This window comes from Nonomuraea sp. WAC 01424 (assembly GCF_003947315.1).
In the GTDB taxonomy this organism is placed as follows: Bacteria; Actinomycetota; Actinomycetes; order Streptosporangiales; family Streptosporangiaceae; genus Nonomuraea; species Nonomuraea spiralis.
Genome location: NZ_QHHZ01000010.1, coordinates 445,793 through 468,926, shown reverse-complemented (window position 1 = coordinate 468,926; position 23,134 = coordinate 445,793). Strand labels below are relative to the sequence as shown.

Annotated in this window: 28 protein-coding genes; 13 read left to right on the top strand and 15 right to left on the bottom strand. The window is 72.4% G+C overall.

Features of this window, described 5'->3' with window-relative positions:
• Positions 1 to 310: 310 nt before the first annotated feature.
• Positions 311 to 913 (top strand): TetR/AcrR family transcriptional regulator, encoded by a 603-nt coding sequence (locus DMB42_RS28610; RefSeq protein WP_125638121.1) that lies wholly within the window; start codon positions 311 to 313, stop codon positions 911 to 913.
• A gap of 50 nt (positions 914 to 963) precedes the next feature.
• Here the strand turns inward: DMB42_RS28610 and DMB42_RS28605 are convergent, their stop codons facing one another.
• Positions 964 to 1,989, bottom strand: a complete 1,026-nt coding sequence (locus DMB42_RS28605) for a hypothetical protein (protein ID WP_125638119.1) — start codon at positions 1,987 to 1,989, stop codon at positions 964 to 966.
• An 86-nt stretch (positions 1,990 to 2,075) separates the two neighbouring features.
• Between DMB42_RS28605 and DMB42_RS28600 the strand changes: the two genes are divergently transcribed.
• Positions 2,076 to 2,663: a TetR/AcrR family transcriptional regulator gene (locus DMB42_RS28600; RefSeq protein ID WP_125638117.1), complete on the top strand. Its 588-nt coding sequence runs from the start codon at positions 2,076 to 2,078 to the stop codon at positions 2,661 to 2,663.
• A 16-nt stretch (positions 2,664 to 2,679) separates the two neighbouring features.
• On the opposite strand, the gene DMB42_RS28595 is transcribed toward DMB42_RS28600, so the two are convergent.
• Positions 2,680 to 3,252, bottom strand: coding sequence for a GNAT family N-acetyltransferase (locus DMB42_RS28595; protein ID WP_125638115.1), 573 nt, complete (start codon positions 3,250 to 3,252; stop codon positions 2,680 to 2,682).
• 317 nt (positions 3,253 to 3,569) lie between these two features.
• On the opposite strand from DMB42_RS28595, the gene DMB42_RS28590 reads away from it, so the two are divergent.
• The gene (locus DMB42_RS28590; RefSeq protein WP_125638113.1) at positions 3,570 to 3,899 is read left to right on the top strand and encodes a cupin domain-containing protein; all 330 of its coding nucleotides are present in this window, start codon (positions 3,570 to 3,572) and stop codon (positions 3,897 to 3,899) included.
• Positions 3,900 to 4,202: 303 nt separating this feature from the next.
• Here the strand turns inward: DMB42_RS28590 and DMB42_RS28585 are convergent, their stop codons facing one another.
• The 5 genes from DMB42_RS28585 to DMB42_RS28565 form a co-directional block, all read right to left on the bottom strand.
• On the bottom strand, positions 4,203 to 4,997 hold the full coding sequence (locus tag DMB42_RS28585) for a GNAT family N-acetyltransferase (RefSeq protein WP_125638112.1): 795 nt from the start codon (positions 4,995 to 4,997) through the stop codon (positions 4,203 to 4,205).
• Between the two features lie 73 nt (positions 4,998 to 5,070).
• On the bottom strand, positions 5,071 to 5,508 hold the full coding sequence (locus tag DMB42_RS28580) for a hypothetical protein (protein ID WP_125638110.1): 438 nt from the start codon (positions 5,506 to 5,508) through the stop codon (positions 5,071 to 5,073).
• A 46-nt stretch (positions 5,509 to 5,554) separates the two neighbouring features.
• Positions 5,555 to 5,863: a putative quinol monooxygenase gene (locus DMB42_RS28575; protein WP_125638109.1), complete on the bottom strand. Its 309-nt coding sequence runs from the start codon at positions 5,861 to 5,863 to the stop codon at positions 5,555 to 5,557.
• A gap of 15 nt (positions 5,864 to 5,878) precedes the next feature.
• A complete protein-coding gene (locus tag DMB42_RS28570) occupies positions 5,879 to 6,799 on the bottom strand; it encodes an NAD(P)-dependent oxidoreductase (protein ID WP_125638108.1) in 921 nt (306 codons plus the stop codon).
• Positions 6,796 to 7,389, bottom strand: a complete 594-nt coding sequence (locus DMB42_RS28565) for a dihydrofolate reductase family protein (RefSeq protein WP_125638107.1) — start codon at positions 7,387 to 7,389, stop codon at positions 6,796 to 6,798. Before DMB42_RS28565 ends, DMB42_RS28570 begins: the two co-directional genes overlap by 4 nt.
• 89 nt (positions 7,390 to 7,478) lie before the next feature.
• Here DMB42_RS28565 and DMB42_RS28560 point away from each other — a divergent pair, with 89 nt between their 5' ends.
• Positions 7,479 to 7,940 carry a helix-turn-helix domain-containing protein gene (locus tag DMB42_RS28560; protein WP_125638106.1) on the top strand — a complete coding sequence of 154 codons (462 nt, stop codon included), beginning with the start codon at positions 7,479 to 7,481 and terminating at the stop codon, positions 7,938 to 7,940.
• A 304-nt stretch (positions 7,941 to 8,244) separates the two neighbouring features.
• Positions 8,245 to 8,721 carry a hypothetical protein gene (locus DMB42_RS28555; RefSeq protein ID WP_125638105.1) on the top strand — a complete coding sequence of 159 codons (477 nt, stop codon included), beginning with the start codon at positions 8,245 to 8,247 and terminating at the stop codon, positions 8,719 to 8,721.
• Here DMB42_RS28555 and DMB42_RS28550 read toward each other — a convergent pair.
• Entirely contained in the window at positions 8,687 to 10,483 is a 1,797-nt protein-coding gene (locus DMB42_RS28550) for a glycoside hydrolase family 15 protein (protein WP_125638104.1), read from the bottom strand. The two genes, DMB42_RS28555 and DMB42_RS28550, sit on opposite strands and share 35 nt — an antisense overlap.
• Positions 10,484 to 10,502: 19 nt before the next feature.
• Positions 10,503 to 11,600, bottom strand: coding sequence for an enolase C-terminal domain-like protein (locus tag DMB42_RS28545; RefSeq protein ID WP_125638103.1), 1,098 nt, complete (start codon positions 11,598 to 11,600; stop codon positions 10,503 to 10,505).
• Positions 11,601 to 11,691: 91 nt separating this feature from the next.
• Here DMB42_RS28545 and DMB42_RS28540 point away from each other — a divergent pair, with 91 nt between their 5' ends.
• From DMB42_RS28540 to DMB42_RS28530, 3 genes are all read left to right on the top strand, one after another.
• Positions 11,692 to 11,907 (top strand): helix-turn-helix domain-containing protein, encoded by a 216-nt coding sequence (locus tag DMB42_RS28540; RefSeq protein ID WP_125638102.1) that lies wholly within the window; start codon positions 11,692 to 11,694, stop codon positions 11,905 to 11,907.
• Positions 11,904 to 12,368 carry a Clp protease N-terminal domain-containing protein gene (locus DMB42_RS28535; protein WP_125638101.1) on the top strand — a complete coding sequence of 155 codons (465 nt, stop codon included), beginning with the start codon at positions 11,904 to 11,906 and terminating at the stop codon, positions 12,366 to 12,368. The genes DMB42_RS28540 and DMB42_RS28535 overlap by 4 nt, the downstream gene beginning before the upstream one ends.
• A gap of 236 nt (positions 12,369 to 12,604) precedes the next feature.
• Entirely contained in the window at positions 12,605 to 13,123 is a 519-nt protein-coding gene (locus DMB42_RS28530) for an SMP-30/gluconolactonase/LRE family protein (protein ID WP_125638100.1), read from the top strand.
• A 29-nt stretch (positions 13,124 to 13,152) separates the two neighbouring features.
• Here DMB42_RS28530 and DMB42_RS28525 read toward each other — a convergent pair whose 3' ends face one another.
• From DMB42_RS28525 to DMB42_RS28515, 3 genes are all read right to left on the bottom strand, one after another.
• A complete protein-coding gene (locus DMB42_RS28525; RefSeq protein WP_221762377.1) occupies positions 13,153 to 14,160 on the bottom strand; it encodes a serine hydrolase in 1,008 nt (335 codons plus the stop codon).
• Positions 14,161 to 14,258: 98 nt separating this feature from the next.
• Complete coding sequence (locus tag DMB42_RS28520) at positions 14,259 to 14,714, bottom strand: NAD(P)H-dependent oxidoreductase (protein ID WP_396983843.1); 456 nt, start codon at positions 14,712 to 14,714, stop codon at positions 14,259 to 14,261.
• A gap of 89 nt (positions 14,715 to 14,803) precedes the next feature.
• On the bottom strand, positions 14,804 to 15,253 hold the full coding sequence (locus tag DMB42_RS28515; RefSeq protein ID WP_260478004.1) for a MarR family winged helix-turn-helix transcriptional regulator: 450 nt from the start codon (positions 15,251 to 15,253) through the stop codon (positions 14,804 to 14,806).
• 123 nt (positions 15,254 to 15,376) lie between these two features.
• Here DMB42_RS28515 and DMB42_RS53455 point away from each other — a divergent pair, with 123 nt between their 5' ends.
• Complete coding sequence (locus DMB42_RS53455; protein WP_185844905.1) at positions 15,377 to 15,553, top strand: hypothetical protein; 177 nt, start codon at positions 15,377 to 15,379, stop codon at positions 15,551 to 15,553.
• A gap of 95 nt (positions 15,554 to 15,648) precedes the next feature.
• Here DMB42_RS53455 and DMB42_RS28510 read toward each other — a convergent pair whose 3' ends face one another.
• A complete protein-coding gene (locus DMB42_RS28510; RefSeq protein WP_125638097.1) occupies positions 15,649 to 16,068 on the bottom strand; it encodes a MarR family transcriptional regulator in 420 nt (139 codons plus the stop codon).
• A 99-nt stretch (positions 16,069 to 16,167) separates the two neighbouring features.
• Between DMB42_RS28510 and DMB42_RS28505 the strand changes: the two genes are divergently transcribed.
• The gene (locus DMB42_RS28505) at positions 16,168 to 17,613 is read left to right on the top strand and encodes an MFS transporter (protein WP_260478003.1); all 1,446 of its coding nucleotides are present in this window, start codon (positions 16,168 to 16,170) and stop codon (positions 17,611 to 17,613) included.
• Between the two features lie 49 nt (positions 17,614 to 17,662).
• Here DMB42_RS28505 and DMB42_RS28500 read toward each other — a convergent pair whose 3' ends face one another.
• Positions 17,663 to 18,691: a hypothetical protein gene (locus tag DMB42_RS28500; protein WP_221762376.1), complete on the bottom strand. Its 1,029-nt coding sequence runs from the start codon at positions 18,689 to 18,691 to the stop codon at positions 17,663 to 17,665.
• A 209-nt stretch (positions 18,692 to 18,900) separates the two neighbouring features.
• On the opposite strand from DMB42_RS28500, the gene DMB42_RS28495 reads away from it, so the two are divergent.
• Positions 18,901 to 19,851 (top strand): sulfotransferase, encoded by a 951-nt coding sequence (locus DMB42_RS28495; RefSeq protein ID WP_125638096.1) that lies wholly within the window; start codon positions 18,901 to 18,903, stop codon positions 19,849 to 19,851.
• A gap of 54 nt (positions 19,852 to 19,905) precedes the next feature.
• Here DMB42_RS28495 and DMB42_RS28490 read toward each other — a convergent pair whose 3' ends face one another.
• A complete protein-coding gene (locus tag DMB42_RS28490; protein WP_185844904.1) occupies positions 19,906 to 20,811 on the bottom strand; it encodes a hypothetical protein in 906 nt (301 codons plus the stop codon).
• A 150-nt stretch (positions 20,812 to 20,961) separates the two neighbouring features.
• Here DMB42_RS28490 and DMB42_RS28485 point away from each other — a divergent pair, with 150 nt between their 5' ends.
• Both DMB42_RS28485 and DMB42_RS28480 read left to right on the top strand, forming a co-directional pair.
• Positions 20,962 to 21,663 (top strand): response regulator transcription factor, encoded by a 702-nt coding sequence (locus tag DMB42_RS28485; protein ID WP_125638094.1) that lies wholly within the window; start codon positions 20,962 to 20,964, stop codon positions 21,661 to 21,663.
• Positions 21,660 to 23,117, top strand: a complete 1,458-nt coding sequence (locus DMB42_RS28480; RefSeq protein ID WP_125638093.1) for a cell wall metabolism sensor histidine kinase WalK — start codon at positions 21,660 to 21,662, stop codon at positions 23,115 to 23,117. The genes DMB42_RS28485 and DMB42_RS28480 overlap by 4 nt, the downstream gene beginning before the upstream one ends.
• The last annotated feature ends 17 nt before the right edge of the window (positions 23,118 to 23,134 follow it).

Genomic DNA, 23,134 nt, shown 5'->3' with positions numbered 1-23,134 from the left:
TGGTGATCGTGGGAGCGCCCCACTTCTTCTCCAGCACGACGTTGCGGCCCTTGGGACCCAAGGTCACCTTGACGGCGTCGGCGAGCTGGTTCATACCGCGCTCGAGACCGCGCCGGGCGTCCTCGTCGAACGTGATCATCTTTGCAGCCACTACCGCTCCTCACAGTTATCGGGGGACAAAGTCCGGGACGGCGCCCGCGACGGACGGCCTGCCGGGCAGGCCCCGCCGTCCCGGCAGGCCGCACTCTACCCCGAAACTTGCGTGGCACGCACGTCGTGCGCGCCACGCAACATCCGGTAGAGTTCGGCCATGAACGACGACACCCTGGATCTGCGGGCGCGCCACAAGCAGGCCACCCGGGAGGCCATCAGCCACGCGGCGCTGCGCCTGGCCATCGAGCAGGGCCCCAACGGGCTGGCCCTCGTGCGCGTCCACGACATCGCCTCGGCCGCGGGCGTGTCGCCGCGCACGTACAACAACTACTTCTCCAGCAGGGAAGAGGCGATCTGCGCCTTCCAGGCCGATCAGTCCAGGCGGGCAGGGGAAGCGCTGCGCGCCCGGCCCGACGGCGAGCCGCTCGACCGGGCGCTCATCGCGGCAGTCGTCGAGCTCTACACCGATCCGGAGCCGGACAAAGCGGGGCTGCGCATGATCATGTCCACGCCGGAGCTGGAGGGCGAGGCGCTGAAGGCGTTCAGCGTGGCGGAGGGGGCGCTCGCCGAGGCGATCGCGGCGCGTACCGGCACCGACGCCGGGCGCGACCTGTTCCCCGCCGTCACCGCGGCGGCGGTCGCGGGCGCGATCCGGGTGGCGGGCCGTCACTGGCTCGCGCCGGGCAACACCGCCCCCTTCGTCGACCTCCTGCGCGAGGCCCTGTCCTGCGTGGTGCCGGCCGCGCCACCGGAGCGGTGATCTCCGTGCCTCCCGCACCCGGCGTGTTCCGTACGCGGCGCTTCCTCCGCTCAGCGCCGCCCGTAGTGGTCGGCGACGGCGGTGAAGGCGGCCTTGGGGTCCCAGGGCAGCCCGGGGTAGGCGGTCCCGAAGCGGTCCTCGTAGACCTTGACGATGCCGTAGCCGGCCCGGTCCAGGTCGTCGTGGGGGTCGCCGTCGGGGCGGTGGAGGTGGTCACGCAGCGCGAAGGTGAACACGAAGGTGGCGTCCACGCCGGCGGCGTCGAAGACCTCCAGCAGCTCGCGCACGTACGCGGCCTGGCCGGCCTCGTCGCGGGCGTGGTCGCCGGTCAGCCGGAGGGGTGCGCGGGTGACCTCGTCGTACTCGACGATCTCCAGGCCCAGCGCGCCCCGGTCGCCCGCGCCGAGGTAGGTGGCCGAGCCGAACTCGGTGATCGCGACGGGCCGATCCCGTGCGACGAGGGTGCGGACACCCTCCTCGAACACGCCGGCGGTCTCGGCCGAACGGTAGAGGTCCACGGACACGATGTCGAAGAGCGTCCAGTCGACGGCTTCGAACGGCACGGAGGCGTAGGTCACCTTGCCGCCGAAACGCTCACGGACGACGGTCACGGCCCTGCCGAGGAAGTCGTTGAGCCGCGCGACGGCCCCGCCGATCAGCTCGCGCAGCCGGTCGGGGCGACCCAGCAGCGCGACCCGTCCGGCGAGGTCGTCTGCGGGCAGGAAGCCCTTGTTCATCAGGCACAGCTCGGCCCCGGCGACGAACACGACCTCCGCACCACGCCGCCGCACCCGCTCCGCGCGCTCGGCGCAGTCGGCCAACAGCGCCAGCGTCTCCTCCTCGGTCAGCTCCAGGGGGTAGGGCGAGAACCACACCTCCAGGCCGAGGTCGGCGGCGTGGGTGGCGGCGATCTCCAGGCGTTCGGGGTCACCGCCCATGACGCGGACGGCCGTGCAGCGCAGGTCGTCGCGGATGATGCGCAGCTCACGCGCGACCACTTCAGGGCCGAACCCCGCATGGCCGATCGATCCGTTGAAGACGAAGCCGGTGTCGTAACTGATGCCTTTGGCTCGCATGCCCGTTTCCTCCAAAATTACGGTACTGAACGTACCTTAGCGGCTTTGAGGTACGGTCAGTACCCTCGGACCGATGAGGAGACGCGATGACCGACGCAGGCGGGCGGACGCGGCGGCGCGGGGCCGCCCTGGAGGAGGCGATCCTGCGGGCCGCCGCGGACGAGCTCACCGCGTCCGGGTACGCCGGGCTGACCATGGACAAGGTCGCCGCCCGCGCCGGCACCAACAAGAACGCGATCTACCGCCGCTGGCCCAACCGCCTGGCCCTCGGCATCGCCGCTTACAAGCGACTGGCCACGACGGTCTCGCCCCCCGACACCGGCGAGTTGCGCGGCGACGTCCTTGAGCTGCTGCGCCGGGCCAACCGCTACTGGAGCTCACCCCTCGGGGCGATCCTGCGCGACCTGCTGGCCGCCGCGGGCGGCGCCACCGAGTTCCTGGCGCAGCTTCAGGAGGAGTCGGACGACGGGGTGGCCGCGCCCTGGCTGGCCGTCCTGGAACGCGCGGTGTCCCGGGGCGAGGCCGCGCCGGAGTCGCTGCGTCCCAGGGTGGCCACGGTGGCGATCGTCCTGCTGCGCAACGAGTTCATGGTGCGCGGGGCGCCCAGCGCACCCGACGACGTGCTCGTGGAGATCGTGGACGAGGTCTTCCTCCCGCTGGTGCGGCGGCGTTAGCGCGCCGGAACGGGCCTCACCAGAGCCGGTCGATCTCGCCGGGGTACAGGTCGATGCGCGCGTGGTGGAACGACAGCCGGTGCGCCCGGCCCTGCGGCGAGAGGAAGTCGCCCATGGTGACCTTGTCGAACCCCGGCAGGTCGCTGGGGAAGGGCGCCTGCGGGGTGCCGCCGACCAGGACCGCGCCGGGGATCACCTGCCAGCCGGCGCTCTCGTAGAAGCCCTGGAGCGGGCGGTCGCAGGTGAACAAGGCGACGTCGAAGCCGGCGGCGGCGATGGCCTCGTGCGCGGCGCGTACGAGGTGGCGGCCGTGGCCTCGGCCGCGGGATGCCTTCCTGGTCACCACCGTGCTTAGGCCCGCGGCGCGGAAGCGGCGTCCGGCGTGGGTGACGGGCTTGGACAGGATGTCGAGGGCGGCCACGACCGTGTCCTCGTCCAGGAGCAGCATGGAGCGTGGAGAGAGGGCGGGGTCGTGGACGGGGCCGCCGGCGGGCGCGGTGTGGGCGGGCCAGGCTTCCTGTTGCAGGTCGCGTACCTGGACCAGCAGGTCCGAGGGGATGTCCGGCTCGGGGAACGACCTGATGAGCATGGGTCCCGAGTGTGCCGGGCGGCGACCCCACGGGCAAACCGGTTTCCGTTCGCCGGACGGTGAGCGCGCCTCGGGCGCGGGCAGGCTCGGGCAGGCGTGGGCTCGGGGCTCGCCGGGCTCGGACGGCCTTGGCTTCGCCTGGCTTGATCGGGTCGGTTGCGTGGCTGCGCGCGTACGGCGGTTCCGCCTGATGGCGGCGGGTGACTGGGCATGCCGGCCCACGCCGCATGACGTGGCACTTACTTCTATTTCGGGCTGCCCGCAAGAAGGGCCCTCCTGGTGGGTGAGCGTCAGGGGGCATGAGAGGATCCCGGGCCATGGAGATCATCGACAGCGGGCGGTTCGAGCCCGCGCCGGACGGGTCCGCCAACTTCGCCGAGCACCTGCGGGTGCCCACCCTCAGCTTCGGGACGTACTCCATCCCGGCCGGCGCGGTCGACGGGCAGTCACCGCACAACGAGGACGAGATCTACGTGGTGACGGCCGGGCGCGGCTCCTTCACCTCGGGCGGCGTCACCGTGGAGGTCGGCCCCGGGAGCTCGCTCTTCGTCCCGGCACGCGAGGAGCACCGGTTCCACGACATCACCGAGGACCTGGTGACGCTGGTGTTCTTCGCCCCCGCCTACACCGGAGTCCCCGTCTCCTAGGGCCCCCGCCCCAAGATCCGCCCTCCAACGGCCCGTGTCCTGAGACCCGCCGTCCGGAGCTGCCGGACAAGGGGGGTTGGAGGAACCGGGGTCCCATGTCCTGAGGCCCCGCGCCCTAAGATCCGCCCTCCAACGGCTCGCGGCCTGAGGGTCGCCCTCCAACGGCTCGCGGCCTGAGGGTCGCTCTCCAACGGCTCGTGGCCTGAGGGGCGGCGTCCGGCGGGCCGGGGCCGAGGGGCCCGTACCCTGAAACCCCGCGTCCAAGAGGCCCCGGGTCCAAAGAGGGTCGTCTGGGGTTGCTGGTCAGGGGTGGGTGAGCTGGAGGAAGTGGATCGTTGTGTTGGGGTGGCAGCCGATGCGTTCGTACACCGGCTGACCGGCCTGGGTGGCGTGCAGCACCAGCCGCCGTTGCCCGCTCCGCTCGCCGCCCTCGTGGATCGCCTTGCGGGTGACGGCCTCGCCGTACCCCCTGCGCATGTGGCCGGGGAGGGTGGCCACGAACGCCAGGAAGATCGAACGCGGCCCGGCGACGGTGGCGGCGCAGGTCACCGGCTGCCCGTCACGGTATCCGAGGTAGGCGTGGACGTCGCGGCGCCACAGTTCGGAGCCGGTCAGGGCGCTCCTGCCCACCTCGGGCGCCATTCCGTAGGCGCGTGCGTTGATGTCGCCGTACGCGGCGAGGTGCTCCTCGGTCTCCACCCGCCGGAACTCCAGCTCCGGGTGACGCGGATCGGGCACCGACAGATCGCCGGCCATGCCGCGTCCGGAGAACGCCGGTTCCAGACCCGCGTCGGCGGCGCGGCGGAACAGGCTCGCCTTCGCCTCGGGGCTCAGCAGGTCCTCGAACACCCACAGATATCCGGCCTCGGACCTGGCCCTCATGAAGGACGCCGCCCGCGCGAGCTGGTCGCCGAGCACGTCCGGCGGGATGTCCGTCCCGGTCAAGGTGACGGTGTTCCAGAAGCCGAAGGGGCTGTCGGCCCACATGCGGGTGACGCCGTCGTCCGTGGTGACCTGGCCGCCTCGGTCCCGTACCAGGGCGGACCAGACGGTGATCAGGTGTTCCTTCGACTCCAGGGCCTCTTCGGAGGATGACACGGCGGAAGTCCCTTTCTCGGCGTGCCGCGGCCGGGCCGGAGGCGCCGCCCGGCGCCCGGCGCCCGGTCGCAGGTCAGGCTCGTTCGAAGGTGAGGTCGAAGTCCTTGCGCCAGGTCTTCCCCTGGTCGTCGGAGGCTTCCCAGCGTGCGAGGATCCGGTCCTGCTCGACGTCGGCGAGGAAACGCTGGTGCATGTCGGGGTCCTCGCGGGTCAGCGTCCAGTGCCCGCCGCCGAAGGTCATGTCGTACTGGCGGCACACGCCGCGGTCGTCCTGGTACAGCGCGACGTAGTTGTCGTTCGGGTCGCTGCGGCCGATGACGAGGCTCATCTCGGAGTGGTGCGTGCCGTCGGCGAACCGCGTCCGTACGAACAGCAGCGACTCCCCGAGCAGCTCGACGGTGGTCTCGCCCGGCACGCGCACGCCCGGCGGTTCGAGGAACCAGGCGTCCGACATCGTCGTGCTCCACTGTCCGACGAGCCCGTCGAGCTTGGCAAGCCCGCTGTTGCGCATCAACGCCTCCGATCGGCACGGCCTCCGCGACGTTACCAGGCCGCGCTCACCCATCCAGGTTGGACAGGACGCTGTGTCCGAAGGGGATGACCATCGTCCAGCCTTCGACCAGGTCGTTCATGATCTCGCCGAACTTCCGCACCGGTCCGTTCTCGATGTGGCGCCGGAAGGCGGCCTCGTCGGTGTAGGTCTCGTAGACGTACACGACGTCGGGTTCCGCCTCCACCTCCCACAGGTCGAGCCGCAGCGTGCCGGGCTCGGACTCCCTGGCCACCTGGACGTTCCAGCGCGAGAATTCCAGGAACTCCGCGCGCTTCCCGGGTTTGACGACCATCCTGACGAGTGCTCCGTACATCGGAGGCTCCTGTTCCTAGCGGGGGTTGCCGGCGCGCCAGGCGACGTAGTCGGCGACGGCCCCGGCCAGGTCGAAGGCCGGGGCGAAGCCGGTGTCGCGGGTGAGCCGGGTGATGTCGAGGTAGGGGTTGTCGCCGGGACCGTACTGCCGTCCGGGAAGGAGCTCGGGCCGCGGGCCGGGGACGACCGCCCGTACGGCGTCGGCGAGCTCGCCGTTGGTGAACGGCCGCCCGCTGGAGACGTTGTAGGTGTCGTGCCGCAGGGCCGGCGCGGTCGTCAGCAGGGCGATCGCGCGCCCGGCGTCGGGCGCGTAGCAGCCGTCGCCGCCGTCGCCGGCGTGCAGCGGCCGCGGCCGCTCGCCGCGCAGCGCGGCGCTGATGTACGGCGGGACGTGGTTGAACGGCGATTCCGGGTCCATCAGCGGCCCCCAGACGCTCCCGATCCGCAGCACGACCGGCTGGACCCCGCCGCCCTGGAGGCCGTGCGTGGTCAGAGGCTCGACGGCCTTCTTGAACGCGACGATCAGGTGCGGCAGGTTCGCGACGGGCAGCGCGAGCTCCTCGTGCCGGCGGGTCTCGGGCCGGCCTGCGTACACGCCCTGGCTGCTCGCGACGGCGAACCGGCGCACCCCCCACGCGCGGGCCGCGTCCAGGGCGTTGAGCAGGCCGGTCGTCTCCGTGCGCAGGAAACCGACCGGATCCTCGCCGGGGGTGCCGCCGGCGAGGTGGACGATGTCGCCGATGTCGTGGCGATCGGCGAGGGCGAGGAAGGCGTCCCGGTCGGTGACGTCGAGGGTTTCCACGGTGACCCGGCCGGCGAGGAACGACGGCACCTCGGCGCGGCGGTGCGCGGTGACGACGACCTCATGCCCGAGGTCGGTCAGGGCGCGGGCGGTGTGGGCGCCGATCATGCCCAGCCCTCCGGTGACCAGGATCATCGGACCACCTCGTAGCGCAGGTGGGTCACGCCGGGCGCCGGGACGGCCTCCAGCAGGCGCAGGCTCACGTGCTCGGGCAGCTCCTGGAAGAACCTGCGGCCGCCGCCCAGCAGGACGGGCACCTGGTGGAGGATGACCTCGTCGACGAGGCCGGCCGCCAGCGCGGCGGCCAGCACGCCGCCGCCCATCAGGGCGACGTCCTTGTCTCCGGCGGCCTCGCGGGCCGCCGCGATCGCGTCCTCGACGCCGGTGGTGACCAGGGTCTGCCGCTCGCCGACCTCGGACAGCGCCCCATGGCTGAGGACGATCAGCCGGACCCCCGGGTGGGGGCCGCCGCCGCCGAATCGTTCGGAGTCCTCGTACGTGTTGCGCCCGGCCACGACCGCGCCCAGGCGCGCGGCCAGCGAGTCGAAGACCCGGGCGCTGGGCCCGCTCAGCTTGAAGCCGTCGAACACCTGGCTGGGGGTGTCGCCGTCGAAGTACCAGTCGAACAACATCGTCCCGTCGCCGAGCCCGTGGCCGGCGCCCGGGTCGCGGCCGGTGATGTATCCGTCGACCGACACCGCGTGGGCACTGATGACTCTGCTCATCGTTCGATCCTTTCGGGGTTCCTTGAAGAGACTCCATGACCGTAGCATCCAGAGTTCCCTGAGGGAACTCCGATTGCTAGACTGACTTCATGCAACGCACCAGCTTCGGGGAGATGGCCTGCTCCATCGCGCGCACCCTCGACGTGATCGGGGAGCCGTGGTCGCCGCTGATCCTGCGGGACGTCTGGGTGGGGATGAGCCGGTTCGAGCAGATCCAGGCCGACCTCGGGATCTCGCGCAAGGTGCTGACCGAGCGGCTCAACCACCTCGTCGAGCAGGGCGTGCTCGAACGCCGCCCCTACGACCGGCGGCCGCGCCACGAGTACCACCTGACGACCAAGGGCGCCGAGCTGGTCGACCTGCTCATGATCATGACCGCCTGGGGCGACCGGTGGCTCGCGGGCGAGGCCGGTCCGCCGGTGCTCTACCGCCACCACGCCTGCGGCGAGATCAGCCGTGCCGAGTCGCGTTGCGCCCACTGCGGCGAGCCGATGCACGCCGCGGACGTCGATCCGCTGCCCGGCCCCGGCGCGGCGGCGGGGTCCGACTGACGATCACGATTGCCCTCCTTCCCGTTGCCCGAAAGTCTCGCGGGCCCGCCGCGCGACCGGCAGATGCCGATGTGGACAGTCGGCGATGACGAACGTCATCGCCGGCCCCGTGACCTTCTCCCGGAGCACGCCGATCGCCGGAAGCATGAACTCGTGGGCCCCGGCCGCGCCATCCGCGTGGAACTCTGACGAGACTGGAGAACGGAGGCGGCCGGCGCGGCTGTCCCGGCGCTGGCCGGGCGGGCCGGTCCACCGCCCCGTCGCGTACCCGTTGCCGCCCGGCCCTGACGAGATGAGAGCCCTCATGAGTGTCACCCCCGCCCAGCTGCGCGACCTCGCGCGGCGTGCGCAGGACCTCGCCGCCGAGGTCCGCTCCGTGTGCGACGCCGAGCCCGCCGGATCGCCCGAGCACGACCAGCTCCGAGCGGCGCGGCACGCCGCCGACTGGCTGGACCGGGGCGGCGAGGACCTTCAGCGGGCCGCGGGCGACCTGGCCAGGCTCCGGGCCCTGCGCGAACAGGTCTGCGGCATGCCGTGGGGTGTCTGCCCCGAACACGGCAACACCCTCTCCTACCGGGCGAACATCACCGAGTGCCGCGTCTGTCACCGCACCTGGCCGCAGGACCGGGCCGGCAAACCCTGTCAGGAGATGGTTCGCTGGAAGGTGACCGACCAGGCCGGGACGGTGACCCGGATGTGCGACGGGCACGTGCTCGGCGCGCGGGCCGTCCTCCAGGGCGCCACCTTCAGCCGCCTGGACGCGGAGGGCGCCCAGGCGTGACCTGGTCCGTCAGGATCGTCGCGGTGTTGATCACCGACACGTGGCTGTAGGCCTGCGGGAAGTTGCCGGCCTGGCGGTGGCGGACGGTGTCGTACTCCTCCGACAGCAGGCCGACGTCGTTGCGCAGGTCGAGCAGGCGCTCGAACAGCTCGACGGCCCGGTGCCGGCGGCCGGTCGCGGCCAGGGCGTCGGCCAGCCAGAACGAGCAGGCCAGGAAGGTGCCCTCGTGGCCGGACAGGCCGTCGACGTCGTCGGCCTCGGTCCGGTAGCGCAGGACGAGCCCGTCGTGGACGAGGTCGCGGGCGATCGCGTCGACGGTGCCGACGACGCGCGGGTCGTCGGCGGGCAGGAAGCCGAGACGCGGGATGAGGAGCAGAGCGGCGTCCAGGCCGTTCGAGCCGTAGTACTGGGTGAAGGTGTTGCGGGTGGCGTCGTAGCCGTTGGCGCAGACGTCGCGGTGGATGCGTTCGCGCAGGTCGCGCCACCGGTCGGCGGGGCCCTCGCGGCCGAACCGGTCGACGGCCTGGATCATGCGGTCGGCGGCGACCCAGGCCAGCACCTTGGAGTGCACGAACTGGCGGCGCGGGCCGCGGATCTCCCACAGTCCGTTGTCGGGCTGGTCCCAGACGCCTTCGAGGTAGCCCATCAGGGCTTGCTGGAGGTCCCACGCCTCGTCCTCGACGGCCAGGCCGGAGCGGCGGGCCACGTGGAGGCAGTCGAGGGTCTCGCCGTACACGTCGGGCTGGAGCTGGCCGGAGGCGGCGTTGCCGATGCGTACGGGGCTGGAGTTCTCGTAGCCCGACAGCCAGTCGGCGTTCCACTCGGGGATGCGCCGGCCGCCCTCGACGGTGTACATGATCCGCAGGTCGGCGGGGTGCCCGGCCACGGCCCGCAGCAGCCATTCGCGCCAGGCGCGCGCCTCGGCCTCGTACCCGGCGGTCATCATGGCCTGGAGGGTGAAGCTGGCGTCGCGCAGCCAGCAGTAGCGGTAGTCCCAGTTGCGCGGGCCACCCAGCTGCTCGGGCAGGGACGTGGTGGCGGCGGCGACGACCCCGCCGGTGGGGGCGTAGGTGAGGGCCTTGAGGGTGCGCAGGCTCGTACGGACGGCCTCGTCGTAGTCGCCGCGGTAGCCGCAGCGCCGGTTCCACTCGCGCCACAGCCGTTCGGTGTCGGCCAGGGCCTCGGGCGGGTCGACCGGCCGGGGGCGCGGCAACCACGACTGCTGCCAGGTCAGGACGAACGGCACCCGCTCGCCCTCGCCGACCGTGAACGCGGCGGTGGTGCGCCGGCCGTCGGCGTCCTCGCGCAGCTCGACCGGGGTGCGCAGCCAGGTGGCGTCGGGCCCGGCGACCGCGGCCAGCACGCCGGGCTCGTGGCGCAGCCAGGGGATGTCGTGGCCGTAGTCGAAGCGCAGCACCAGTTCCATGGTCATCTCGACCCTGCCGCGCACGCCTTCGACGATCCGTACCACGTCGGGGGCCTCGCGCCTGGGCGGCATGAAGTCCACCACCCGTACGCTGCCGCCGGGGCCGTCCCAGGTGGTCTCCAGGATGAGGGTGCCCTCGCGGTAGCGGCGCGAGGTCGCGCGGCCGGCGCCGGCGGGGGCCAGCAGCCAGCGGCCGGCGCGCGGCCCGTCGAGCAGCGCGGCGAAGCAGGCGGGCGAGTCGAAGCGGGGCAGGCACAACCAGTCGACCGAGCCGTCGCGGCCGACGAGCGCCGCGGTGTGCATGTCGCCGATCAGGGCGTAGTCCTCGATCCGCATCGGCGCCCGCCCCCTTCCGTCACGACACGCGGTGGGGTTCGGCGGCGGCGGCGCGCAGCTCCAGCCCGTGGCCGGGGGCGTCGGGCCGGGGGCGGGCCAGGCCGCCCGCGGGGTCGGCGGCGCCGTCGAACAGCTCGGACTCGATGCGCTGGTGGTCGTGGAACCACTCGACGTGGCGCAGGTTGGCGGTGCTCGCGGCGGCCGGGAGGTGCAGGTTGGGCGCGCAGTGGGCGGACACCTGGAGGTTGTGGCCGGCGGCTATCGCCGCGGCGGCGAACCAGCCGGTGTAGCCGCCGCAGCGGGTGGCGTCCACCTGGAGGCAGTCGACGGCCTGGGCCTGGCACATGCGGGTGAAGTACGCGGGGTCGCAGCCGTACTCGCCGGCGGTCACGTCAGGGGCGGCCCGCTCGCGTACGAGGCGCAGCCCCGGCAGGTCGTCGGAGGAGACGGGCTCCTCGAACCAGGTCACGTCGTGCTCGCGCATGCGCTCGGCCAGGCGGACGGCCTGTTTGGCGGTGTAGCCGCCGTTGGCGTCGACGTACAGCTCGGCGCGGTCGCCGATGACGCGGCGGGCCAGGGCCACGCGGTGCAGGTCGCGGTCGGGGCGGGTGCCGGACGACTCACCGATCTTGATCTTGACGCGGCCGATGCCCTGTTCGTGCACCCAGTCCGCGAGCTGGGTGGTCGTGGCCTGGTCGTCGTAGGTGGTGAAGCCGCCCGAGCCGTACAGGGGCACCTCGGGCCTGGCGGCGCCGAACAGGCGGGTCAGCGGCAGGCCGAGCAGGCGGGCCTTGAGGTCCCACAGCGCCACGTCGGCGGCCGAGACGGCGTACCCGGCGACGCCGGGACGGCCCGCGTTGCGCACCTCGCGGACCATCGCCGCGTGCAGGGCGGGGATGCCGGCGGCGTCCGCGCCGGTCAGGATCCCGGCCAGGACGTCGGTGACGACCGAGGCCGCGGCGGCGGGGGCGTAGGTCCAGCCGGTGCCGGTGTGGCCCGCGGCGGTCAGGGTGACGACGACCAGGGTGGTCGACCGCCAGGCCAGCGTGCCGTCGCCTTCCGGCTGGTCGGTGGGGATGCGGTAGGCGGCGGCCCCGGCGCTCTCGATCGTGCTCATGACATCCCTGGCCCTACCCGGCGGACACCCGCACGACCCCATAAGCAACTTCAATTGACTATCGTGGGGGCGGACGCCTAGGGTGGCTTGAATGTCAGTCAAAGAGCCCGCGGACGCGCTCGCGGCCGTGGTCGCGCTGCGCCGCCTGGCCGACCAGCTGGAGGACGCCGCCGTGGAGCAGGCGATGCGGGCGGGCTGGAGCTGGCCGCAGGTCGCCGAGGCCCTCGGCATCACCCGCCAGGCGGTCCACAAGAAACATTCCAAGCGGCTCATCGCGGCCGGGGTCGAGCTGAGGAGGCGGGGATGAGCGGAACGTTCGACAAATACCTGCACGAGGTCCTGGTCCGGCCCCAGGAAGAGGCGCGCGCGGAGAGCTCGGCCACGATCGAGGCCCACCACGTGCTGCTGGCCATGACCGCGAGCGAGGACACCGCGGCGCGGCCGGTCCTGGCCGCGGCGGGGCTCGACCACGCGGGCGTACGGGAGGCGCTGCGGCGGGAGTTCGAGCACAGCCTCGCGGCGGCCGGGGTGTCGGCGGACGTCTTCGACCTGCGTTCCACCCCCGACCCCGAACGCCGCCCGCAGCTCGGGGCCTCGGTCAAGCTCGCGATCGAGCGGCTGGCCGGCGCCCACCGCAAGAAGGACCTGCGCCCGATCCACGTGCTGCTCGGCGTCCTTCAGGCCGAGGTCGGCACTGTGCCGAGGGCCCTGGCCCTGGCCGGCGTCGACCGTACCGCCCTGGCCGAACGGGCCCGCGCGACCCTGTGACCGAGGCGCCCCGCGAAGTCCGGCGGAACTTTTCTTCCCGGCGATGTCGATCCCGGCGACCCTCCTTCGTGTAGAGGGCGAACTTCGTGTAGAAGCGGAGAAAGGACGACGACATGACCGAGACGAAGACATTGGTGACCGGACTGTGCGCGGGCGAGTCGCCGCGCTGACACGAGGCTGCTGGTGACCGGCGAGCGTGAGCTGCTGCGCGTGGAACCCGGCGGTACGACGGCCGCGTGTACGTCAACTGCGTCGGCTTCGACTTCGGCCGCGCGGACTTCGCCCCCGGGGTCATCGCCCTGGTCGGCCCCGACGGCGAGGCCCGCGTGGTCGCCGAGGACCTGTACTTCCCCAACGGCATGGTGGTGACCCCGGACGGCTCCACGCTGATCGTCGCCGAGTCCTGGACGCGGCGGCTGACGGCGTACGACATCGGCGCGGACGGGAGCCTGTCCGGCCGGCGGGTGTGGGCCCCGGTCGGCGGCGACGGCATCTGCCTGGACGCCGAGGGCGCGATCTGGACCCAGGTGGACGACGAGCGCGGGGCCGCCTGCCTGCGGGTGCGCGAGGGCGGCGAGGTGCTGGACCGGATCGAGCTCGACCGGGCCTGCTTCGCCTCCGCGCTCGGCGGGCCGGACGGCCGGACCCTGTTCATGATGGTCGCGGTGTTCCCGGGCGTCGAGCGGATGGCGGAGATGTTCGCCGCCCGTACGGGCCAGGTGCGGACCGCCACGGTGGCGGTGCCGGGCGCCTGATCCGGGTTCCTTGAGGCCCGCACGGCCGGTCAGTGGAAGACGGCCCCGAACAGGTCGGCGCAGGTCTCCAGGAAGCCTCCCCAGTCGCCGTTCACGTTGCCGGTCAGCGTGCGCGTGCCCCGGCGCTCGCCCATCGCGTACGTCATCGACCCCTGGATGAACCCGCCGCCGCCCCAGAGCGTGACCCCGTCCGGGAACCGCTGGGAGTAGACGCCGAGTCCGTAGCGGGTGCCGGGCACCCAGCCGGAGCCCTCGGTGGACACGGTGGTGAACATCTCCTCCTGCCGCGTCGGCGGGAGGAGGCGGCCGCCCAGCAGCGCGCCCAGGAAGAGGTGCAGGTCGGCCGTGGTCGAGACCATGCCGCCGGCGGCCCAGGCCCATGACAGGTCGGCGTCGGTCACGTCGTGGCGGCCGACGTCCTGGCCGGTCTCGTCCTGCTGGGAGTAGTGGCGGGCGTGCGGGTCGCGCAGGCCCTCGCCGGCCGCGGGCAGGTACGTCCCCGCCAGCCCCAGCGGCCCGGCGACGCGGCGGTCGATCTCCTCGGCGAGCGTCGAACCGGTCACCGCCTCGACGATCATCCCGGCCAGGTTGTAGTTGACCTTGGAGTAGCGGAACCGCTCCCCCGGTTCCCCGGCGGGCGGGGTCTCCTGGCCGGGGATCGCGTCCGGCAGGCCGCTGGTGTGGTTGAGCAGCCGCCGCGGGGTGATGCGGGTGGCGTCGGCGTCCGGGAAGTACTCCTCCACGACGCCGGGCAGCCAGGTGGTGACCGGGGCGTCCAGGTCCAGTTTGCCGTCGGCGGCCAGGCCGAGCGCGACCGTCCCGACGAACGCCTTGGTGAAGCTGCCGATGCGGAAGTGTTCCCCGGCCCGGCGTGGACGGCCGGCCTCCAGGTCGGCCACGCCCGCGATGCCGGTCCACGGCGGCTCGCGGCCGTCCCGGACCTCCACCACGATCCCGGGGCCGCGGTCGTCGGCCACCAGCCGGTCGAGCACGCGCCGCAACCTCGGGTGGCCGTGATCGGCGTGCACCATGGACATGTTGCCTCCTGCGACAGGACGGGGATCAGCGAACGCGAGCAACCGTAGTTGACTATTTCGGCACAGTCAACTGCGGTTGCTTATCGCGCGCACCCCCCTCAGGCCGTGCGGCCCGCTTTCAGCGCGGCGGCGGTCTCGGCGACGCGGCGGGCCTGGTGGCGGGCGGCCTCCAGGGACACGTCACCGGGAGCGCCGTCACCGGCCACGTGCGACGTGCCGTACGGATTGCCCGACCGGAACTGGACGGGGTCGGTGTAACCGGGAGGCACGATGAACGCCCTGAGCTGGCCGGCCGGGTTGCCGAAGCGGCTAGGCGTGCCGAACAGCACGGCGTCGGCCCAGGACAGATCGTCCAGGCCGGCCACGGCGACGCCGTCGGTGTCACGCAGATGCCGGCCCCAGGCCGGGTTGGCCTCGATCGCCTCCGGCGGGGCCGTCTCGGCGACCCGGCGCAGCCGCACCCGGGCGCCGGCCTTCTCCGCGCCCTCGGCGGCGGCCTCCGCCAGGGCGTGCACGGTGCCGGTGGCGCTGTAGTAGATGATCGCGACGTTCACGGGTTCCACGATCGTCGTCCCTTCCTCGGAGTCGGTGCCGGGCGTACGACGACGCGACCCCGGGAAATGTCAGGCGCGACCGCGCAGGATCAGCCGGCGGTGTCGCGCCGGGCGGCCGCGATCACCCGCATCAGCGCGGCGTGCAGGTCCTGGAGCTCGTCGAGGCCCATGCCGAGGCGGGCGACGATCGCCACCACGATCTTCTCCGCCTCCTCGCGGAGTTGCCGGCCGGCGGGCGTCAGGGTGACGACCAGGGCGCGCTCGTCCTTGCTGTTACGCTCGCGGTGGACGTACCCCAGCGCCTGGAGGCGCTTGAGCAGCGGCGACAGCGTGCCCGGGTCGAGTTGCAGGAGCTCGCCCAGTTCCTTGACCGACAGCGGCTCGTACTGCCAGAGGGCCAGCATCACCAGATATTGGGGGTGGGTCAGCCCGAAGGGTTGCAGCAGCGGCCGGTAGAGGCCGATCACGCTGCGCGAGGCGATGCTCAGGGCGAAGCACACCTGCCGGTCCAGCGCCAGCAGGTCTGTCGCCTCTGTCACAGGCTCCATGCGTGTACGCCTCCGATGCCGTCTGGTAACTTACTTTGTGTACAAACTAATAGCCTGCAAATCGATGCCACACAAATCTTACCCGTGGCCGGCCCGCCGAAAGAGGGAGACCTCATGTTTCACCGCAAGCCGCTGGAGGAGCGCATCGCCGAGCGTCAGGCCAAGCTTCCTCCGCTGAAGGAGGGCAAGCACTTCGAGCACGGGCCGGCCAAGTTCATCTTCGTCACGCTGCTCGTCGTGGTGGTGGTGACGCACCTCGTCGGCCTGGCCATCGTCATGCACTTCGCCTGACGCCGCCGCGAACACCCCGCCGTCACCCGCGCCCTTCGCCCGGAGACGACACGACGAGGGCCCCAGCGGGGGCCCTCGTCGCATGTCCGGCAGGCTCAGGAACGGGGCCAGGGGCGGCCGGCGAGGCGTTCGATGTCGGTGTTGAAGCGCCTGAGGTAGGCGGCGAAGGCGGCCAGGTCGGCGGCCGGCCAGTCGGCCATGACCTTCTCCAGGCCGCGTACGTTCCGCTCCCGTTCCTCCTCCAGGCTCCGCTCGCCCTCCGGCGTGAGGCGGAACTTGCGGGCGATGCCGCCCTCGGGGTCGGGGATGCGTTCGACCAGCCCGGCGCGCAGGAGCGCGGAGGTGTGCCGGTTGAGGGTGGAGGCGTCCAGTCCGAACGCGTCGCTGAGCTGCCCGATGGACATCGGCCCGGCGCCCTGGAGCCGCCTGAGCAGGAGGTGGGCACTACGGTCGTAGTGCCGGTGCCGACCGAGCAACATCGTCTCGAACTCGATGAGATGTGTGGGCTTTTCCATCTGAATCCCCCCTTTCGCCATATATGTGCACCTTACATGAATTGTGCGCATAACACATGATGTGTAGGGTGCACATCCTCCGGACGAGGGGAGATCGACGTGGGGGGCTCCACATCCACCGCGCGCCCTGGCGGTGTCGTCAGCGTGATGGCGGTGGCCGGCATCGTCGCCTCGCTCATGCAGACTTTAGTCGTGCCGCTGGTCGGCGAGCTGCCGCGGATGTTGCACAGCACCGCCTCCGACGCCTCCTGGGTGATCACCGTCACCCTGCTGGCCGGCGCGGTCACCACCCCGGTCACCGGACGGCTCGGCGACCTGTACGGCAAGCGCCGCATGATGCTCGTGTGCACCGCGCCCCTGATCGCCGGCTCGGTGACCTGCGCGCTGGCCGGCTCGCTGGCTCCCATGATCGCCGGCCGCGGGCTGCAGGGCATGGGCATGGGCCTGATCCCGCTCGGCATCAGCGCCCTGCGCGACCTGCTGCCGCCCGACCGGCTCGGCCCCTCGATCGCGCTGATGAGCTCGTCCATGGGCATCGGCGGGGCGCTCGGGCTGCCGGTCTCGGCGGCGGTCGCCGAGTACGCGAGCTGGCGGGTGCTGTTCTGGGGCTCGGCCGTGCTGAGCGTGCTGATCGCGGTGCTGATCCGGCTGCTGGTACCGCCCACGCCGCAGCTGACGGGGGGCGGGCGGCTCGACGTGCCGGGCGCGCTCGGGCTGGGCGCGGGGCTGGTGTGCCTGCTGCTCGGCGTCTCCAAGGGGGCCGACTGGGGCTGGTCCAGCGGGACCACGCTCGGGCTGCTGGGCGCGGCCGTACTGGTCCTGGCGGGGTGGGGCTGGTGGGAGCTGCGGGTCCGGGAGCCGCTGGTGGACCTGCGGGTGACCGCGCGGCGCCAGGTGCTGCTGACCAACCTGGCCTCGATCGTGGTCGGCTTCTCGATGTACGCCCAGGCGCTGATCGTCATGCAGATCCTCCAGCTCCCCGCGGCCACCGGTTACGGGCTGGGCCAGTCGATGCTGGCCGCCGGCCTGTGGATGGCCCCCTCCGGCCTGATGATGATGGCGGTCTCGCCGCTCGGCGCCCGGCTGTCGGCCGCCCGCGGCCCCAAGGTCACCCTGATCGCCGGGAGCCTGGTCATGGCGCTCGGGTACGGCTCCTCGACGGTCCTGCTGGGCTCGGCCTGGGGCATGCTGGTCGTCACCTGCGTGTGCGGCCTCGGCGTCGGCCTGGCCTACGGGGCCATGCCCGCGCTGATCATGGGCGCGGTGCCCCGGTCGGAGACGGCCGCGGCCAACAGCTTCAACACGCTGATGCGTTCGATCGGGACCACGGTGTCGGCGGCGGTCGTCGGGGTGATCCTGTCGCAGCTCACGATCCGGCTGGGGGCGCACACGGTGCCGTCGGAGGCCGGTTTCCGGGCCGGGATGCTGGTCGGGTGCGGGTCGGCGCTGGCCGCCGCGGCGATCACGCTGGCGCTGCCCGCCCGCCCCGGAGGGCAGGCGGCCGCGAAGGACGCCGCCGCCCCCGCATCGCCCGCCCGCCGCTGACGGCGGAGGCGGGCGGCGCGAGCCCGGACGAACCCGTGGGGCGGGCGGCCTACCCGGTGAGGTCGCTCTTGTAGAAGACGGTCGCCCGGAACTCGTCGGGACTGCCGCTGATCTTGCTGGAGAAGCCGAACGCGAGGCGCGGCCCGTCCGCCGATCGCCAGATCGCCATTCCCTGAGGTTCGCGGCCGGGCAGCGACTCGCCCGCTCGCGTCCGGTACACCTGCTCGACCGAGGCCCCGGCCTTGTTCATGTCGAGACGGACCAGGTAGGACGGTTTGGCCGGGTCCGAGGGCTTGGCGGGCGGGCCGCCGTAGGAGAGGTAGACGTACTGGCCGTACGAGGTCACGCCCTGGAAGTGGTCGGACTCGGAGAGACCCATCTCGGCGTTGGTGGGCAGGGCGCGCTTGGCGAGGATGGGCGTGGTGTCGCTGATGCCGTTGTTGATGACGGCGGGAAGGTCGAACAGCGCGAGGCGCCACGGGCTCGTCGTCCCCATGTACCGGACGAGCAGCCGGTTGGTGTAGGGATCGATCGACGGGCGCGGACAGTCGCGGAAGTCGGAGAGGCCGATCGGGAACCGCCACACCCCCGCGTCCTTGGCGTAGTCGAGCTCGCCATCGTCGCGGTACTTGATGCGGCAGATCGTGTGGCTGTTCGGGGCCGTGCCGGGGGACAGGCTCCGCCAGTCGCCCGCGAGCCACACGTACGGGGAGCCGTTCGCGCTCGGCTGGATCGCCATCGACGAACCGTGGTCGAACCCGTGCAGCGCCATGGCGCCCAGCACCTTGCCGTGCGGGTCGGTCCTGGTCACCCAGAGGTCGCCGTTCGTGCTGCCGACCTTGGTCTGCACGAAGTAGATGTGCCCGTGGACGTGGTCGAAGGCGAAGGACTGCATCGCCCAGTAAGGCTGGTGGAGCTTGGCCCGCACAACGGGATCTCCGCCGGCCCCCTCGAACACGAAACGCTGCGACGCCGGGACGGTCGCGTACGCCGATTCGGCCGTGTACAGGGAGAGGCCGCCGGTGGCGGCGGCGGCCGCGATTCCTGTACCCGTTCGGAAGAGCGTGCGACGACTCACGGCAGACGTTCGGCCGGTTTGGGGATTTTCACGCAAATGCATCACCTTGCTGGTAGTTCGGCCGGTTTGGTGGATCATGATCAATCCGGTCACCATATCCCCCGCGACACAGAGGCGTTGCCGGAGTCGCTCAGATCGTCCTCTTGAATTTCCTACACTGCCGGTAGGAAAGTTAGGCAATACCGGTTCTCGTCACTGGGAGGCTGACGGTGCCCTGGCCTGATTTCCTGATCGCGGGAGTGCCCAAAGCGGGGACGACGGCGCTGCACACCGCGCTGAACCCGCACCCCGATCTGTTCCTGTCGCCGATCAAGGAGCCGAAGTTCTTCCTCACCGAGGGGCCGCCGCCCGGCCGGGGCGGGCCGGGCGACGCCGAGACCTACCGGGAACACGTCTGGCGGCGCGCGGACTACGAGGCGCTGTTCGCCGCCGCTCCCCCCGGCACGCTCGCCGGCGAGTCCACCCCCTTCTACCTGTACGACCTGGACGCCCAGAAGCGCATCCGCGCGGCGATCCCGCACGTACGGCTCATCGTGAGCCTGCGTGACCCGGTCGAGCGCGCCCACTCCAACTGGACCCACCTGTGGTCGGCCGGCCTGGAACCGATCGGCGACCTGGTACGCGCCTGCGAGGCCGAGCCGGAACGCGTCGCCGCCGGATGGGCGCACTTCTGGCACTACACCGGACTCGGCCGGTACGGCGGGCAGCTCGCCCACCTGTTCACCCTGTTCCCCCGCGACCAGGTGCTGATCTTCCGCTACCGGGACATCGTGGACCGGCCGGCCGACACGCTCGACCGCATCTGCGCCTTCCTCGGCGTACGACAGGGGTTGCTCACCGGCGTCCCGAGGGAGAACGTGACCGCGCACCCGGACCCCGGCGCACGGCACGCGCTGCTGTCCATCCTGCGCCGCACCCTCCCCGCGCCCCTGTCCGCGCCGCTGGAACGGCTGCTGCAGCGGCGCGGCAGGGCCCGCCGGCCGCTGTCGTGGGAGCAGCGGCAGCGGCTGATCCCGTACTTCGCCGACGACGTCGAGCTGCTCCAGCAGGTCACCGGGCAGGACTTCAGCGACTGGCTGCGGCCGAGGGAACGTTCGGGCGGGCTGGTCGGCAGCAGGCCGCCCGGCCAGCGGCAGGCCAGGAACGGCCGCGCCCACTGACCGGCGGGCGACGGTCAGCGGGCAGGGACGCAGGCGGTGATCAGCGGGCGTTGATCAGCGGGCGGGGCGCAGTTCCGTGCGCAGGTCGTGGGCGCCGTCGGCGCGGGTGTACTCGTAGTAGAGCCGCAGGCGGCCGTCCGGCAGGTCCACGAAGTGGAGGTAGCGCAGGCCCCCGCCGTGGTGCGGCGACATCGCGGCGGGCCGGTCGCCGAGGGCGCTCAGCGCGTCGGGGTCGGCGCCCACGGCGACGCCGGTGCGCTCCTCGTAGTTCTCGCCCGCGCTGGCCCGGCCGTCGTAGAAGGCCACGACCCGGTCGTCGTCGAAGCGCACGGCGCTGATCCGTACGCCCCGCGCGTCCCACAGGCCGGGGCGGCCGGTCAGGGCGGTGCCGTGCCAGGTCCAGTCCAGGCCGTCGGCGCTGGTGGCGTAGTCGGTCACCATCTGGTCGGCCTCGTCGGGGTCGGTCAGCGGGTGGCAGGAGGCCCACAGGTGCCACACGCCGTCGCGCCGTACGATCACGGTGTCCTTGACCCCGGTCTTGGGGTCGCCGGGCAGCACGGTCGTACGGGTGCGCGGGTCGAACGCGGCCGGGTCGTCGGCTTCGACGACCTCCACCCGCCAGTGCTTGGTGCCCGGCGTGGCGCAGCTCAGGTAGAGCCGCCAGCGTCCCTCCGGGGTCCGCACCAGGCAGGGACGCTCCAGCGACTCGGCGTCCATCTCCTCGCGGGTGATGGTCGTCAGCGGCTCGAAGCGCTCGCCGTCGGCCGAACGGGCGACCACGACGGCGTACCCACGGCCCTCGCCGACCGGACGGCGCAGGCGGTAGGCCAGGTAGATCAGCCCGTCGGCGGCGACGGCGCTCGGCGCCCCCGCCCAATGACCGGCAGCCGGGACCGGCGGCTCGACCGCCACGACGGCGCGGCCGGGATCGGGGAGCAGGGCGTTCTCGTCGATCGGCATGGAACCGAGGCTAGGCCAGGACGTGGAGCCGGACATGGCTGCTTACCTCTCCTTGGGATTATCCTTATTACCTATAGACTTTATGGGTTAGGGTCGCCGCCGGGTCGCGGTTCACACCTTTCTCTCACCGTGGGCGCGTAGAACGATGGCGTGAACGAAAAACCCGCCGCGAAGGTGCTGGTCGTCGACGACGAGCCGAACATCCGCGAGTTGTTGTCCGAGGCTCTGGAGCTGAACGGCTTCGACGTGCGGACCGCCGCCGGCGGACGCCAGGCGCTGGAGGCGGTGGCCCGGGAGCGGCCGGACATCATCGTGCTGGACGTCATGATGCCCGGCATGGACGGGTTCACGGTCGCACGCAGGCTCCGCGAGGCCGGCGACGGTCCCCTGATGCTCTTCCTGACCGCCAAGGACGCGGTCGCCGACCGGATCGCCGGGCTGACCGCGGGCGGCGACGACTACGTGACCAAGCCGTTCAGCCTGGAGGAGGTGGTGCTGCGGCTGCGGGCGATCATGCGCAGGACCCGCCCGCCGGAGGAGCAGCTCGACGACGGCGTGCTCCGGTACGCGGACCTGGAGCTGGACGAGCAGGCCCACACCGTCCGGCGGGCGGGCCGGCCGATCCACCTGTCGCCGACCGAGTTCAGCCTGCTCAAGTACCTGATGATCAACGCCGAACGGGTGGTCAGCAAGGCGCAGATCCTCGACCGCGTGTGGGACTTCGACTTCGGCGGTGAGAGCAGGATCGTCGAGTCCTACATCAGCTACCTGCGGCGCAAGATCGACGCCGCCGGCCCGCCGCTGATCCACACGCTGCGCGGCGTCGGCTACCGGCTTCAGGGGCCCTCGTGAGATCGGCCCGGCCCCTGCGGCACCGGCTGCTGGCCGCGCTGCTCGGCCTGTGCGCGGCCGGGCTGGCGGCGTTCGCGACGGCGAGCGTGTTGCTGCTGGACCGTTCGCTGCAGGCCAGGACGGACGCCCAGCTCGCCGAGGCGGCCGTCTCGTTCGGCAGGCGCCCGCTCCCCCCTCCCCCGCCGCCGGACGGGGGCCGTGCCGTCGAGCTGCCGACGCAGTTCAGGATCGCCTTCTACAGCCCCTCCGGGGCGCTGCTGCGCAACCTGCCCGCCGAGCCCGCCGACGGGCCGGCCATCCCGGCCGCGGCGGTCTCCGCGGCCCCGGGGGCGCCGTTCGACGTGCCCGCCCTGGCCGGGGAGCAGGAGTGGCGCGTGCTGGTGCGGGTGCTGCCCGACGGCGTCCGGCTGGCGGTGTCGATGTCGCTGGAGCCCAACCGGGCGACCGTGCACCAGATCCTGGTCATCGAGGCGGCCGCGGGCGCTCTCGTGCTGCTCCTGCTCGGCGCGCTCGCCCTCGCCGTCGTACGGCTGGGGCTGCGCCCGCTGACCCGCATGGAACGCACCGCCGAGGCCATCGCGGACGGGGACATCGACCGCAGGGTCAGCGACACCGACCCCGGCACCGAGACCGGACGGCTCGGCCGCGCGCTCAACGTCATGCTGGAACGCCTGGCCACCGCGCTGCGCGAGTCCGAACGCTCCGAACGGCGGCTGCGTCACTTCGTCGCCGACGCCTCCCACGAGCTGCGCACGCCGCTGACCTCGATCCGGGGCTTCGCCGAGCTCTACCACCACGGCCAGGGCGCCAGGGACCCGGCGGCCGGGCGGCTGCTGCGCCGGATCGAGGGCGAGGCCGCGCGCATGGGCGTGCTGGTGGAGGACATGTTGCTGCTGGCCCGCCTGGACCAGGAGCCCACGCTGGAACCGACCGTCGTGGACCTGCGCGTGCTGGCCGGGGACGTGGTCCACGCCGCCCAGGCCCGCGACCGCGAGCGGCCGATCCGGCTGTCGGTCTCCGACGAGCCGGTGTTCGTGCTGGGCGACGAACACCGGCTGCACCAGGTCATCGCCAACCTGGTCGGCAACGCCGTGACGCACGCGACCCCGGGCGCGGAGGTGCGCGTCCTGGTCGGCCGGCGCGCCCTGGCCGGGGCACCGGCCCCCGCGGTCGTGCACGCCGGTTCCGGGCCCGCCCCGGCGTCCGGGGCCGCGCTGGTCGAGGTGCGCGACGAGGGGCAGGGCATCGATCCCGAGCACCTGCCGTACGTGTTCGACCGCTTCTACCGCGCCGACGCCGGCCGCTCCCGCGACAGCGGCGGGACCGGGCTGGGCCTGGCCATCGCCGCGGCGCTCGTCCAGGCGCACGACGGTCGCATCGAGGTGACGAGCGCCGCCGGCCGCGGCACCGCCTTCCGCGTGCTCCTGCCGCTCCACCGGCCACCGCAGGAGTGAGAGCAGGGCGTGTTCAC